This window comes from Paractinoplanes pyxinae (assembly GCF_026626335.1).
In the GTDB taxonomy this organism is placed as follows: domain Bacteria; phylum Actinomycetota; class Actinomycetes; order Mycobacteriales; family Micromonosporaceae; genus Actinoplanes; species Actinoplanes pyxinae.
On sequence record NZ_JAPNTZ010000011.1, the window covers coordinates 177,608 to 191,506 of the forward strand.

Below are 13,899 nucleotides of genomic sequence, written 5' to 3' on the forward strand. Positions count from 1 at the left end.
CTACTCGCGTGCGGGGCTGTGGCCGCTGTTGGCGAGTGTGTCGTACGGGAAAGGAAGTGGGTCGATCGCGGTGACCGCGTTCAACCGCTCGACCAGTGCCGCGTCCAGATCCCAGTCGGTGGCGCCCAGATTGGACTCCAGCTGGGCCGGATCGCGCGCGCCGATGATGGGGGCGGTCACCGTCGGCCGGCTCAGCAGCCAGTTGAGGGCCACCTGGGCCTGCTCACGACCCGCCTCTCGCGCCACCGCGGCCAGTTCGCCGAGCACCCGCCACGTCCGGTCGTTGTCGTAGACGGCCCACCGCTCGCCCCAGTTCTCGCTCGCGGCCAGGCCGATGCGGCTGCCCGCCGGCGCCGACCCGCCCCGCTGGTAGCGCCCGGTCAGCCAGCCCCCGCGTAGCGGGCTCCACGGCAGCACACCCAGGCCGGCGTCGGCCGCGAGCGGGCCCTGCTCCCACTCGAACTCGCGGTCGAGCAGGTTGTAGCGGGGCTGGACGGCCGCGAACGGCTCCCATCCGCGTTTGTCGGCGACGCCCAGCGCCTTCTGGATCTGCCACGCGGCCCAGTTGCTGACGGCCAGGTAGCGCACCTTGCCGCTGGTCACCAGCAGGTCGAGGGTGCGCACGACCTCCTCCACCGATGCCGCCGGGTCCCACCCGTGCACGTGGTAGAGGTCGATGTGGCCGGTGCCCAGGCGGCGCAGGCTGCCCTCGGCGGCGGCCAGCACGTGCTTGCGGCCGAGGCCTTCGCGGTTGCCGCCGGGACCCCAGCGCACCTTGGTCGAGATCACCCAGTCGTCGCGGTCGTGCTGCTTGAGCCAGCGGCCGACGATCTCTTCGGAACGGCCGCCCCCGTACGCGTCGGCCGTGTCGAGAAAGGTGCCGCCCGCCTCGGCGAAGTGGTCCAGCATGCGGTGGCTGGTCTCCTCGGTCGCCTCGCGGCCGAAGGTCATGGCGCCCAGGCAGAGCTCGCTGACGGCCAGCGACGTGCGTCCCAGGAATCGATAGCGCATGCGGCCGACCCTACGGCCGGATCGGTCCGGTTCTACGATCCAATGTCATGCCGGATTCCCGTACCGATTCGGCCTGGGAGACGCTGCTCGAGCTGCCCGCCCCGGGTCCGCGGCACGTCGCTCTGGCCACCGCGCTGCGGGCGGCGATCCGATCGGGGCGGTTGGCCACCGGGGCCGCGCTGCCGCCGAGCCGGGTGCTGGCGCCGGTGCTGGGCTGTTCGCGGTGGGTGGTCACGCAGGCGTACGCGCAATTGGCGACCGAGGGGTACGTGACCGGCCGGACCGGTTCGGCCACCCGGGTTCGGTGGTCGGCCGGCGTCGATCCGTCGCCGCCGGTGGCACCCGCGCCGGCGAGCCGTCCACGGTTCGACTTGGCTCCGGGCCTGCCCGATCTGCGGGCCTTCCCGCGCCGGCAATGGGCCGACGCGCTGGCCCGGGCGGCCGCCGACGCCGATCTCGGGTATCCGCCGCCGGGCGGCCTGCCGGGGCTGCGGGCCGTGCTGGCCGACTATCTGGTGCGGTCGCGAGGCGCGGTCGCCTCGGCCTCTTCGGTAGTGATCTGCGGCGGCATCCGGGACGCCGTCGGCCGGCTGGGCCGCGGGCTGGCGGCGGGCGGTCATCGCGAGATCGCGGTGGAGGACCCGGGGTGGGGCGCGTTGCGGTCGGCCGTTTCCGCGGCCGGCCTGCGGCCGCGGCCGGTTCCGGTGGACGCTGAGGGCCTGCGGGTGGCTGAGCTTCCTTCCCGCGTACGGGCGGTGTTGTTGTCGCCCGCCCACCAGTTCCCGACCGGCGTGGTGCTGTCGCCGGCCCGCCGCGCCGCGCTGATCGACTGGGCCCGGGATGTGGACGGCCTGATCATCGAGGACGAGTACGACAGCGAGTTCCGCTACGACCGTAAGCCGGTGGGCTGCCTGCAGGGCCTCGACCCGGAACGGGTGGCGCTGACCGGCTCGGCCCACAAGACCCTGGCCCCGGCGGTCGGTGTCGGCTGGGCGGTGGTCCCGCTTGCTTGGCGTACGGCGGTGGCGGCCGACCCGGGGCCGTCGGTGATCGACCAGGCAGCGTTCGCGTCGTTCGTGGCGGCCGGCCGCTACGACCGGCACCTGCACCGGACCCGGCAGCGGTACCGCGCCCGCCGGGACCGGCTGATCGCCGAGCTGGCGCGTCACCTGCCGGGCGCGACGACGCAGGGAATCTCGGCCGGGCTGCACGTGGTGTGCTCGTGGCCCGGCCTGGACGAAACAGCGGTGGCCGCCGCGGCTCGTGACGCCGGGGTGGGCGTGATGACGCTGGCCGACTACCGGACCGCGCCCGGACCGCCGGGGCTGGTGCTCGGGTACGGCAACATCGGCGATGCCGCCATACCCCGGGCGGTGGCCGTATTGGCGTCGGTCAGTCGCCTTGCCGGGGGATGGGAGGCCGGGGTTTCGTCGGCTTAGGGTCGCTTCATCCGGTTTGCCGAGCGTGCGGAGCCGCCGATGTCGACCTTTCGCGCCACGAACAACACCCCGCCCAGGGCCCGCGACCCCTATCCGATGAACCCGGCCAAGCCCAAGCCGGACGACGCGGAGCCACCTATTCCGGACGGGCCGACCGAGCGGATCGGGCGGGCCGGGCGGCCGGGCCGGGCCGTCTTCCTGGCCGTGCTGCTGGCGCTGTTCGCGCTCAACGTGGCCGGGGTGGCGATCTTCGTCGCGTGGCGGGCGGCGAACCTGGCCCGGGTGGCCCTCGAGCGGCCGGGGCCGGTGGCGGCGGGCCCGGCGCACTCGGAGACCTTCGACGTCTCGTACGCCCAGGAGCCCCTGCGAGTGCAGGTGGGGTGCTCGGCGGTCATGTTCCTGGACCTCGACGAGCCGCGCTCCAACGCCGCCGAGAAGGTCGGCGACCTGAGGTACGACAGCCGCTGCGGGGATTCGCCGCCGAGCTTCATGCTGGGAGCCGGCGCGGCCGGCGGCAGCCAGGTCAGAAGCACGGATCTGGACGCGGCGGGGTGCGCGCGGGCCATCCGGACCAGCCCGATCGGGCCGGGGGCGAGTGTCCCCGTACGCAAGGGGTCGGTTCTCTGCGTGCTGACCGCGGCCACCCCGGCCCGCATGGTGCTCGTCGAGGTCATGGATGTGGGCCGGGCCGGCACGGCCGGGATGCGGGCCACCTCGTGGAAGGTGGCGGCCTGACGACGGTTGCCGGTGGCGCTCCTGACAGAATGCGGGGTGGACCTGTGACCGCCGTGAGGAGCTTCCCGTGATTCGTACCCATGACGCCGGCACCCTGCGCGCGAGCGACGCCGGCACGACGGTGACGCTCGCCGGGTGGGTGGCCCGCCGGCGTGACCACGGCGGTGTCATCTTCGTCGACCTCCGCGACGCCTCGGGCGTGGTCCAGGTCGTCTTCCGCGAGGAGGACGCGCACGCCCTGCGCAACGAGTTCTGCGTGCTCGTGGTGGGTGAGGTGAACGCCCGGCCCGAGGGCAACGCCAACCCCGAGCTGGCCACCGGCGAGATCGAGGTGGTGGCCTCGCAGCTCACCGTCCTCTCCGAGGCGGCCCCGCTGCCGCTGCCGGTCGACGACACGATCACCGCGTCCGACGACCTGCGGCTCAAGTACCGCTACCTCGACCTGCGCCGCTCCGGCCCGGCCAACGCGCTGCGGCTGCGCTCGCGGGCCAACCAGATCGCCCGCGAGGTGCTGCACGCCCGCGACTTCAACGAGATCGAGACGCCGACCCTGACCCGGTCGACGCCCGAGGGCGCGCGCGACTTCCTGGTCCCGGTCCGGCTGCAGCCCGGCACCTGGTACGCCCTGCCCCAGTCGCCCCAGCTGTTCAAGCAGCTGCTCATGGTGGCCGGCATGGAGCGGTACTACCAGATCGCCCGCTGCTACCGCGACGAGGACTTCCGGGCCGACCGGCAGCCCGAGTTCACCCAGCTCGACATCGAGATGTCGTTCGTGACGCAGGACGACATCATCGCGCTCGGCGAAGAAATCGTCTCCCGGCTGTGGAGCGAGCTCGCCGGTTACCAGGTGCAGCTGCCGATCCCGCGCATCACCTGGACCGACGCGATGAACCGCTACGGCTCCGACAAGCCCGACCTGCGCTACGGCGTCGAGCTGAACGAACTGACCTCGTACCTGAAGGGCACGGAGTTCCGCGTCTTCGCCGGGGCCATCGCGGCCGGCGGCTACGTCGGCGCGGTCGTCATGCCGGGCGGCGCCTCGCAGACCCGCAAGGAGCTCGACGGCTGGCAGGACTGGGCCAAGGCCCGCGGCGCGCGTGGTCTCGCGTACGTCGTGCTCGACGCCGAAACGGGCGAGCCCCGTGGCCCGGTGGCCAAGAACCTGTCCGCCGAGCACCTGTCCGGCCTGGCCGACGCCGTCGGCGCCAAGCCCGGCGACGCGATCTTCTTCGCCGCCGCCACCGAGCGCCGCGAGGCGCAGGAACTGCTCGGCGCGGCCCGCATCGAGATCGCCAAGCGCTCCGGCCTGATCGACGAGTCGGCCTGGGCGTTCTGCTGGGTCGTCGACGCCCCGATGTTCGAGAAGACCGACGAGGGCGGCTGGACGGCGGTCCACCACCCCTTCACCTCGCCCAACGCCGAGTGGCTGGACCGCTTTGAGGAGGCGCCCGACCAGGCGCTGGCCTACGCGTACGACATCGTCGTCAACGGCAACGAGATCGGCGGCGGCAGCGTCCGTATCCACCGGGCCGACGTGCAGAGCCGGGTCTTCGACCTGCTCGGCATCTCGCCGGAAGAGGCGCAGGACAAGTTCGGCTTCCTGCTCGAGGCGTTCAAGTACGGCCCGCCGCCGCACGCCGGCATCGCGCTCGGCTGGGACCGCACCTGCATGCTGCTCAGCGGCAACGAGTCGATCCGCGAGGTCATCGCGTTCCCCAAGACGCGGGGCGGCTACGACCCGCTGACCACGGCGCCCACCCCGATCACCGCGCAGCAGCGGCTCGAGGCGGGCATTGACGCCAAGCCCAAGCCGACCGGCGTCACACCCGGCACCGACGGTCAGGCTGTTCCCGTGGAGCGCTCGAACTGATTTGATCGACGCGTGAGCACTCTTATCGTCGGCGCGTCCGGTTTCCTCGGCTCCGAACTGGCCCGTCAGGCGACGGCCACCGACCAGGCGGTGGTGGGAACGGCCACCACCGCCGCGGGTGGGTGGGTGCCGGTCGACATCACTGATCGCAAGGCGGTCCGTGCGCTCATCTCCGCCGTACGGCCCAAGCTCGTTATCAACAGCACACGTGGTGGCTGGCGGGTCGAGGCCGACGGTGCGGCCACAGTGGCCGCCGAGGCGGTGGCGGTCGGGGCCCGGCTGGTGCACGTCTCCACCGACGCCCTGCACGCGGGCCGGCCGACGCCGTACACCGAAAGCGACGAGCCAACCCCGGTTTCCCTGTACGGGGCGGCCAAGGCGGCGGCCGAGACGGCGGTGGCGGCGATCGACCCGTCCGCGGTCATCGTGCGTACCTCACTCATCTGGGGCGGCGACAACAGCGGGCACGAGTCGTTCGTGCTGAGCCTGCTCAACGGCGGGCGCGGCATGCTGTTCAGCGACGAGATCCGCTGCCCGATCCACGTCGCCGACCTGGCCGGGGCGCTGCTCGAACTGGCCGATTCACGGTTCGCGGGCATCATCAACGTGGCCGGTCCCGAGGCGATCAACCGCGCCGACTTCGGACGGCTGGTCGCCCGCGCGCACGGCCTCGACCCGGACACGCTGCCGGTCGGACTCAGCGCCGAGGGCGGCCTCGGACCGCGTCCGCTCGACGTGCGGCTCGACACGTCGCTGGCCCGTACGGTGCTGCGCACGCCGCTCCGGCCGGTCTCCGCCATCGCTTCGTGATCGTGTGAGACTGGGCCGGTGGAGCCGAAGATTGTCGAGCTGGGCGAGCAGCCGTACGTGGGCCGCCGCGAGAGCATCACCATGACGCAGTTCGCGCGGGTGGCCGACCACCTGCCGGCCATGTTCGCCCGGCTCGGGGAACGCGGGGTGCCGGTGACCGGCGCCCCGTTCTTCCGTTACCGGGTGATCGACATGTCGGCCGACCTGGTGGTCGAGGCGGGCATCCCGATCGCCGAGCGGGTCGAGCCCGCGGCCCCGATGTTCGTCGAGACGCTGCCCGCCGGCCGCTACGTGACGGTCAGCCACGTCGGCCACCCCGACGAGCTGATGGCGGTCACCGGCCGCATGCTCGACTGGGCCCGCGACCAGGGTCTGCAGTGGGACATGCAGCCCACCCCGACGGGTGAGGTGTGGGGCTGCCGGCTCGAGGTGCTGATGTCGAACCCGGCCGAGGAACCCGACATGCACAAGTGGCGCACCGACCTGTTCTTCAAGCTCGCGGAGTGACTGACAAGCCGGCCTGGCGCCGCCGCACCGACCCGGAAGCCCGGTGGCCGGCCGCGCTCGCCGTCGGCGCGATGGTCGCGATCCAGCTCATGCTGCCCGACCGGCTCACCCTCGGCCCGCGCTGGCTGCTGCCGGTGATCGAGGTCGTGATGGCGGTGGTGCTGGTCGCGGCCGACCCGCGGCGGATCAAGCGCGACACCCCGGCCCTGCGCCTGGTCGCCCTCGGCCTGATCGCGCTGGCCAGCCTGGGCAACGCGTGGGCGGTGGCGATGCTGGTGCGGGACATCCTGACCGGGCACGACACCGGCTCGGCGGCTCACCTGGTGGCGGTGGGCGGCGCGATCTACGTGCTCAATGTGCTGTCTTTCGCGGTGTGGTTCTGGGAGCTGGACCGCGGGGGGCCGGCCCGCCGGGCGCGAGGCGAGGACCCGTACCCGGACTTTCTCTTCCCGCCGATGACCTCGCCCGAGCTGGCGCCGAAGGACTGGGAGCCGTACTTCGTCGACTATCTCTATGTCGCGTTCACCAACGCGACCGCGTTCAGCCCGACCGACACGTTGCCGCTGTCGCGCTGGGCGAAGTCGGCGATGGCCCTCGAGTCGGCCATCGCGTTGCTGATCGCCATCCTGTTGATCGCGAAGGCGGTCAATGCGTTGCCTTGATCACCCACTCCAGGGTGGAGTTTGCGCAAGAGCCGCTGCGGGGTATTTGCGTGACACGGCTCTCACCCCCGGAGGAAACATAATGCTTGCCATCGCCGCCGCTGTCGTCTTCGGAGTCTGGCTCCTGCTGGACCTGCTCGACACCAACCTGGGCGCCCCCGACCTGTTCAACTTCCAGACCATGGCCTCGCTCGGACTGCTGCTGCTCGCCCTCTACCTGGCGGGCGTGGGCAGCGGGCCGCGGGCCGGCAACAGCAGCGGCCGCCGCTTCTACGGCCGCCGCCCCGGACGAGGCTGAGCCCGTCCCCGCACAACCACCCCCCGCGAGCCACCGGCGCCCCGCCTGGCACGGCTCGCACCCCGGCCCGCCGCTACGTGGATTTCGCATCCCGTATCGGCGGGCCGGTACTGTTTCTGCCGATGGAAAGTGACGGCCTCTTCTCGTTGGCGCAGCCTGATGCCACTCCGGCCGCGGCCGCGGCCCCGGCCACCGGCTTCGGCGCTCCGGCGGCCGACTCCCCGCTGCCGGTGCGGATGCGGCCCGCCTCGCTCGACGAGCTCGTCGGTCAGGAACACCTGCTCGCCCCCGGGGCGCCGCTGCGTCAGCTGGTCACCGGGGCCAGTCCCATGTCGGTGATCCTGTGGGGACCGCCCGGCACGGGCAAGACCACGATCGCCCACCTCGTCGCGGGGGCCACCAACCGCAAATTCGTCGCCATGTCGGCGCTGTCGGCCGGGGTGAAGGACGTCCGCGCGGTGATCGACACCGCTCGCCGCGAGCGCCGCTACGGCGGGCCGCCGACCGTGCTGTTCATCGACGAGGTTCACCGGTTCAGCAAGACCCAGCAGGACTCGCTTCTCGCCGCGGTGGAAGACCGTACGGTCACCCTGCTCGCGGCTACCACGGAGAACCCGTACTTCTCGGTCATCTCGCCCTTGCTCTCGCGCTGTGTGCTGCTGACGCTGCAGGCGCTCGACGACGACGACGTGCGCGGGCTGCTGCGTCGCGCGGTCACCGACGAACGCGGGCTGGGCGGGGCGGTCACGCTCTCCGAAGAGGCTGAAGAGCACCTCGTACGGCTGGCATCCGGCGATGTCCGCAAGGCGCTCACGGCCCTGGAAGCGGCGGCCGGTTCGGCCGTGGCCCAGGGCGTGAAAGAGATCGACCTCGCCACGGCCGAGAAGGCGGTCGACGTGGCGGCCGTCCGCTACGACCGCGACGGCGACGCGCACTACGACGTGACCAGCGCGTTCATCAAGAGCATGCGCGGCAGCGACCCCGACGCGGCACTGCACTGGCTGGCCCGGATGCTGGTGGCCGGCGAAGATCCGCGCTTCATCGCCCGGCGCATCGTCATCTTCGCCAGCGAGGACGTGGGCATGGCCGACCCGCAGGCGCTGCTGGTGGCGACGGCGGCGGCCCAGGCCGTCCAGCTGATCGGGCTGCCCGAGGCCGGGCTCAACCTGGCCCAGGCCGTCATCCACATGGCGACCGCCCCCAAGTCCAACAGCGCCACCACGGCGATCGGCGCGGCCATGGCCGACGTACGGGCCGGGCGGGGCGGGGCGGTGCCGTCGGCCCTGCGCGACGCGCACTACCCGGGCGCGCGCGGATTAGGGCACGGCCGAGGTTATCGCTATCCGCACGACGACCCCCGCGGAGTGGTGAAGCAGCAGTATCTGCCCGACGATCTGGCCGACGCGGAGTATTACCAGCCGACCGATCACGGCGCCGAACGGGCGATCGGGGAGCGGGTGCCCCGGCTGCGGCGCATCGTCCGTGGCGTTGCCGGCACGCAGCGTACGGGGGACGCTCCGGCAGCCGGGACGGACCGCGCGGCGGGTGGTGCCCCGGCCGCCGATGAGGGACGCTTTGCCGCGAACATCACACCGGATCAGCCGCCCACCCCCATCGCGGCTGATCCGGAGCAGGACCGGCCCGAACCGGCCGGCGCCGATCCCGGATCGGCCGCCTCCGATGGGAGCGCGACCACAGCCGGGGCTGGTACCGTCGCCGATCCGGGCTCGCCCGCCCCGGAAGGGACGGACCGCACAGACGACAGCGGCTCAGCCGCCGGAGAGGAACAGCCGTGACCCCGCGCGGTGCCGATCGGCCCGACGACGACGCTGACCTGCGCAACGAGCAGGCCGGCGGTCGGAAGGGACGCCGATTCGGCCGCGGGCGCCCGGCCGATCCGGCTGAACCCGAGGTCGTCAGCCAGGAGGAAACCGGCTGGCTCGACGACCTGCGCACCCACAAGGAACAGCGCGGCGCGATCGGCCCGGGCACCCTCGCCGGCGAGACGCGCTACAGCAAGAGCGGCCGGACCGCCCCCGGCCCCGACGACCAGCCCGGCGACGACTTTCCCGCCCTGGGCGCCCGCCCCGCCTGGCAGGGCGGCAGCGGCGAACAGCCCATCACCGACCGCCCGGCCCCTCCGGCGCGGCAGCCGGGGCAGGTCTCCGGCGGTTTTGCTCAGCCCTCGCCGGGCCAGCCCGCGCCGGGCCAGCCCGCTCCGGGCCAGGCCGCTCCCGGACGCGCCGGTGTCCCGCAGCCGGGTGCTCCCCAGTCTTCCCAGTACGGCGCCGCCCCGGCGGGCGGGCCGGGGCCCGGCACGCCACCGGGGCCCGGGATGCCGCCGGGGCCCGGCATGCCGAGCGGGCGTGCGCCGGGGCGCGGTCCGTCCGAGCAGCAGTACGGCACGCCGCCGGGCCGGCCGGGCGTCGACCCGCGCAACTTCGACGGCATGACTTCCGGGCCGATCGTGCCCGCCTCCGGCAACGCTCCCGCGGTTCCGCCGGTCCGGCCGGTGTCTCCTGCCTCCCGACCCACCTCACCGGGCGGACCGACCCGCGGCCGTGAACGCTTCCGCGCCGACGGCCCGCCGCCGGGCGGCGCCGGGCGACCGGTGTCCGGCGCGGGTTCCAGCCGGCCGGTTTCGGGCGGGCCCAGGCCTGTCTCGGGTGCGGGCTTCGGCGACCGCGGATCCGCTCCCGGCGAATACGGCGGTGCCGGTCGGCCGGTGTCGGGTGCGCCGGGTGGTGCCGGATTCGGCGGCGGCGCTGGTTCGGTCTCGGGCGCGCCGGGTGGTGCCGGGTTCGGCGGCGGCGCTGGTTCCGTGTCGGGTGCGCCGGGTGGAGCCGGGTTCGGCGGCCGTGGTGGTGAACGCGGCGGCGCCGGTTCGGTGTCGGGTGCGCCCGGCGGTGCGGGTTTCGGTGGGCGCGAGGCGGCGCCCGGTGAGTACGGCGGTGCCGGTCGACCTGTTTCGGGCGGCGGTTACCGAGGGCCGGGCTCGACGTCGGGTGACTACGGCTCGGCCGGATCGGGGCGGCCTGTCTCCGGTGCGCCGGGGCCGGCCTTCCCCGGCGGTGGCCCTGGCTATCCCGGTCCCGGCGCCGGCACAGGGCCGGTCGGTGGGCGGCACGGGCGTGGCGAGGACGACGGCCCGGGCACTCGGACCGGACGGCACGGCACCCCGGATGCGGGGGAGCGGGGCCGCGGAGCCGGTGGTCCGGGCGCCTTCGGCGCACAAGACTTCGTGGAACAGGACGGCCCGGGCGGACGCACCGGCCGCGGCAATGTGCCCGCGCAGGGCGGTCCCGGCCGGGGCCCTCAGGGGCGTGGCCGACCCGGTCCGGGCGGTGAGGGCTACCCCGATCAAAGTGCAGCCGGACGCCACGGTGGCAGCAGCGACCCTGGTCAGGACGGCACCGGCGGTCCCGGTCGCGGCGTCCCTGGTCAGGACGGCACCGGCGGTCCCGGCCGCGGCGTCCCCGGTCAGGGTGGTGCCGGCGGACGCGGCGGCCCGGGCGGTCCCGCTGGGCGTGGTGGCTCGACCGGGCAGGTGCAAGGTGGCCGTGGTGGCTCGACCGGGCAGGTGCAAGGTGGCGCTGGTGGGCGTGGCGGGTCGACTGGACAGGTGCAAGGCGGCGCGGCCGGACGCGGTCTGGGAGGCACCGGGGTCTCCGGACACACCGGCGGTTTCCCGGTAGCCAACCCTGGGCCGGTGCGGGCGGCCGCTGTGGTGCCGCCCGTCGTGCCGGGGCGCGAGGGCGTCCGGGCGCCGGCGGTTCCCGGGCGCGCGGGCGCGATGGCCGGGCAGACGTCCGGCGTCGTGGCGCGGCCGGGCGAGGGCTCCGGGCGTGTGGGCCCGCGCGGCAATCAGCCCGGCGGCGGCCAGCCGGGCGGCGCTCAGCCGCCCGGACGCGGTCGCGCCGGCCAGGGCGGACGGCCCGGGACGGGCACGGGCGCAGTCCCCGTCCGGCCGGTGTCTCCTCCGGCCGGGCCGGTCTCGCCGGGACAGCCGTCGCAGGCGCCGAATCTCTACGGTCAGGGCCAGCCTTCGGGTGAGTACGGCCGGCCGCCTTCGGAGTACGGCCAGGGTCAGCCTTCGGGTGAATATGGCCGGCCGCCTTCGGAGTACGGCCAGGGTCAGCCTTCGGGTGAATATGGCCGGCCGCCTTCGGAGTACGGCCAGGGTCAGCCATCGGGTGAGTACGGCCGGCCGCCGGCCGAGTACGGCCAGGCGCCGAAAGAGGCCTACGGTCCGCCGCCCGTTCCGGGCGAGTACGGCCAGCTGTCGAGCGCAGGCAGCGTTCCCGGTTCCCCGCTGGCCGAGCCCGATCAGGACGACTACGACCGGCCGCGCCACGGCCGGGCGCCGGCGGGCGAGCCCGAGCGGACCCCCGGCGAGTACGGCCAGCTCTCCCGGGCCCAGGCCGTTCCAGGGCAGCCGCCTCGTGGCGCGGCACAGCCTCCGGCCGGAAGAGCTCTCCCGCCCGGCCCGGCACAGGCGGGTCGCGGTCCGGGCGGTTCCCCGTCCCCGACCGGTGGTCCGTCGGGAGCCCACGCAGCCGGCGCCGCAGTGGTCGGCGGGATCGCCGGTGCGGCAGCGAGCGGTGCCGCTTCAGCCGGCCGTGCGGCCGCGAGCGAAGGCGGCCCCGCGGCCACGAGCCGAGGCGGCAGCGCAGCTGGAAGTCGAGGCGGCGGCGCAGCGAGTGGAGCGGCCTCCGTCGGTGCTCCCGCGGGCAGCGCGGCCTCAATCGGCGGCCCGGCGAGCGGTGCGGCCTCGGTCGGTGGCCCGGCCGGGTCAGCGGCCGTTCGCGGTGCTGCGCCCGGCGGCCCGGGCGGCGGTGGCTCGGCCCGCGATGGCGCGGCTTCGGCGACCGGTGCTGCCGCTGTCGGCGGTGCGACGGGTTCAGCGGCCGTTCGCGGTGCTGCGCCCGGCGGTCCCAGAGGCGCCGCTTCGGTGGCCGGTGCTGCGGCTGTCGGCGGTCCCGGCCTCCGTCAGGGCGACCCAGGCGCTGCTGGTGTGGCGGGTTCGGCGGCTGTTAGCGGCGCCGGCTCAGCTAGTGCGCCCAAGGGCATCGACTCGGAGCGGGGTGCTGCGAGCGGCGCAGCGCCGCGTGGTGCGGCAGCGGTGGGCGGCGCGGCTGGGGCAGCCTCGGTCGGTGGCCCGGCGAAGGCGGCGGCTCGCGTAGGTGCGGCGGCACGCGTAGGGGCGGCTGCCCGCGTGGGAGCGGCGGCGCCGGGCCGGGCTGTGGTCGAGGGCGGCTCGGACCTGGACGACGTACCTCCCGCGGGTGAACCCAAGGCGCCCGTGGTCGGGGCCAGGGCGGCTGCGGCCCGGGCCGCGGCGGCGGACGACGACGCCGGTCAGGCCGGCGGGTTCCTGGAACGGCTGCGCACGCAGCGCCGGCTTCGGGTCGTGACGCTTGTCTCGCTCGCCGCCGTCGTGCTGGTCGTGTTGCCGGCGTTCTTCGGGCTGCGGGCGGCCAGCAGCGACCCCGTGTTCTCCTCGCTCGACTCGCTCGAGGTGCCCGCTTGGGCCGAGCAGAAGGTCGACGACCAGAGCAGCGGCAGCAAGTGGTGCTTCATCGACTGCACGTTCCGGGAGCGCACCGCCGAGTCGCAGAAGCCCATCAAGGACACCACCGCCGCGTACACCTCGGCCCTGACCAGCGCCGGCTGGGCGCCCTGGACGGTCGGCGAGTGCCCCGAGGTGCCCATCGCCAAGGACGACCCGACCACCTACACCTGCTTCAAGCGGGACGAGTTCACTCTGGACCTGCGGGTCAGTCAGCCCGAGTGCCAGGTCGACCAGGTGGCCGCGAACGACCCGTCCGTGGCCGGGGCCACCGCGCCGCCCGTGCCCGCCAAGGGCGAGTGTGTCGGGTCGGCCGTGAGCATCAAGGTGCAGAACGCGATCGCCGACACCCGTGGCAAGCCGGACCCGCAGAAGAGCCCGCTGATCGGCGAGACCCCGGACACCGTACTCACGGAAGATCCGCTCTTGGAGCCGACACCGTCGGCGTCGTGACGCGGGCTGCGGTCACGGACGGTAGGGTCTGCACGTTGCCCCGCCGAATAGTGACCTCGTAAGGGAGAAGCGCCTGATGGACGCCGGAGAAATCGCAGGCCTGATCGCGGCGGGCGCCTTTCTGATGCTCGTCATCGTGCTCGCCGTGCCGATCCTCAAGCTCGGCCGCACGGTCGACGCCGCCACCCGGGCGATCAACGACGTGACCGACCGCACCGGCCCGCTGCTGACCGACGTGAACGAGACCGTTCGCGGCGTGAACGCCACCCTGGGCCAGGTGCAGGTCTCTTTGGACGGTGTGAACGTCCAGCTGGCCAAGGTCGACACGATCACCGAGCACGCCGCGCACGTCACCGCCAACGTGGCCAACCTGTCCACGGTCGTGGCCGCGGCCGCCGCCAACCCGCTGGTCAAGGTGGCCTCGTTCGGGTACGGCCTGCGCAAGACCGTGGCCGCCCGCCGCAACGCCGAGGAGGCGCGCGAGGTGCGCGAGACCCTCAAGCAGCGCCGCAAGGCCGCCCGCCGCTAACTTTCTTCCCGAAGGG

General features: G+C 74.0%; 12 protein-coding genes. 10 read left to right on the forward strand and 2 right to left on the reverse strand.

What is annotated here, in order from left to right:
* Positions 1-1,011, reverse strand: coding sequence for an aldo/keto reductase (locus tag OWR29_RS30115; RefSeq protein WP_267566704.1), 1,011 nt, complete (start codon positions 1,009-1,011; stop codon positions 1-3).
* Between the two features lie 47 nt (positions 1,012-1,058).
* Here OWR29_RS30115 and pdxR point away from each other — a divergent pair, with 47 nt between their 5' ends.
* From pdxR to OWR29_RS30155, 8 genes are all read left to right on the forward strand, one after another.
* Positions 1,059-2,450, forward strand: a complete 1,392-nt coding sequence (gene pdxR / locus OWR29_RS30120) for a MocR-like pyridoxine biosynthesis transcription factor PdxR (RefSeq protein ID WP_267566705.1) — start codon at positions 1,059-1,061, stop codon at positions 2,448-2,450.
* A 39-nt stretch (positions 2,451-2,489) separates the two neighbouring features.
* Positions 2,490-3,185, forward strand: coding sequence for a hypothetical protein (locus OWR29_RS30125; protein WP_267566706.1), 696 nt, complete (start codon positions 2,490-2,492; stop codon positions 3,183-3,185).
* A gap of 67 nt (positions 3,186-3,252) precedes the next feature.
* Entirely contained in the window at positions 3,253-5,055 is a 1,803-nt protein-coding gene (gene aspS / locus OWR29_RS30130; protein ID WP_267566707.1) for an aspartate--tRNA ligase, read from the forward strand.
* A 12-nt stretch (positions 5,056-5,067) separates the two neighbouring features.
* A complete protein-coding gene (locus OWR29_RS30135) occupies positions 5,068-5,865 on the forward strand; it encodes an SDR family oxidoreductase (RefSeq protein WP_267566709.1) in 798 nt (265 codons plus the stop codon).
* 18 nt (positions 5,866-5,883) lie between these two features.
* Positions 5,884-6,372 (forward strand): GyrI-like domain-containing protein, encoded by a 489-nt coding sequence (locus OWR29_RS30140; protein WP_267566710.1) that lies wholly within the window; start codon positions 5,884-5,886, stop codon positions 6,370-6,372.
* Entirely contained in the window at positions 6,369-7,034 is a 666-nt protein-coding gene (locus OWR29_RS30145) for a hypothetical protein (RefSeq protein ID WP_267566712.1), read from the forward strand. The genes OWR29_RS30140 and OWR29_RS30145 overlap by 4 nt, the downstream gene beginning before the upstream one ends.
* Before the next feature lie 82 nt (positions 7,035-7,116).
* Complete coding sequence (locus tag OWR29_RS30150) at positions 7,117-7,332, forward strand: hypothetical protein (protein ID WP_267566714.1); 216 nt, start codon at positions 7,117-7,119, stop codon at positions 7,330-7,332.
* 122 nt (positions 7,333-7,454) lie between these two features.
* Entirely contained in the window at positions 7,455-9,128 is a 1,674-nt protein-coding gene (locus tag OWR29_RS30155; RefSeq protein ID WP_267566715.1) for a replication-associated recombination protein A, read from the forward strand.
* 382 nt (positions 9,129-9,510) lie between these two features.
* Here the strand turns inward: OWR29_RS30155 and OWR29_RS30160 are convergent, their stop codons facing one another.
* The gene (locus OWR29_RS30160; RefSeq protein ID WP_267566717.1) at positions 9,511-9,783 is read right to left on the reverse strand and encodes a hypothetical protein; all 273 of its coding nucleotides are present in this window, start codon (positions 9,781-9,783) and stop codon (positions 9,511-9,513) included.
* Between the two features lie 2,764 nt (positions 9,784-12,547).
* Between OWR29_RS30160 and OWR29_RS30165 the strand changes: the two genes are divergently transcribed.
* Positions 12,548-13,354, forward strand: a complete 807-nt coding sequence (locus tag OWR29_RS30165) for a hypothetical protein (RefSeq protein WP_267566719.1) — start codon at positions 12,548-12,550, stop codon at positions 13,352-13,354.
* 76 nt (positions 13,355-13,430) lie between these two features.
* Complete coding sequence (locus OWR29_RS30170; RefSeq protein WP_253243913.1) at positions 13,431-13,883, forward strand: DUF948 domain-containing protein; 453 nt, start codon at positions 13,431-13,433, stop codon at positions 13,881-13,883.
* Positions 13,884-13,899: the final 16 nt, after the last annotated feature.

Excerpts from the sequence above, each read along its gene's own strand:
- OWR29_RS30160 (WP_267566717.1), bottom strand. The coding sequence starts at position 9,783 with ATGCCGTCGAAGTTGCGCGGGTCGACGCCCGGCCGGCCCGGCGGCGTG.
- OWR29_RS30115 (WP_267566704.1), bottom strand. The coding sequence starts at position 1,011 with ATGCGCTATCGATTCCTGGGACGCACGTCGCTGGCCGTCAGCGAGCTC.
- OWR29_RS30150 (WP_267566714.1), top strand. The coding sequence starts at position 7,117 with ATGCTTGCCATCGCCGCCGCTGTCGTCTTCGGAGTCTGGCTCCTGCTG.
- OWR29_RS30125 (WP_267566706.1), top strand. The coding sequence starts at position 2,490 with ATGTCGACCTTTCGCGCCACGAACAACACCCCGCCCAGGGCCCGCGAC.
- pdxR (WP_267566705.1), top strand. The coding sequence starts at position 1,059 with ATGCCGGATTCCCGTACCGATTCGGCCTGGGAGACGCTGCTCGAGCTG.
- OWR29_RS30170 (WP_253243913.1), top strand. The coding sequence starts at position 13,431 with ATGGACGCCGGAGAAATCGCAGGCCTGATCGCGGCGGGCGCCTTTCTG.
- OWR29_RS30155 (WP_267566715.1), top strand. The coding sequence starts at position 7,455 with ATGGAAAGTGACGGCCTCTTCTCGTTGGCGCAGCCTGATGCCACTCCG.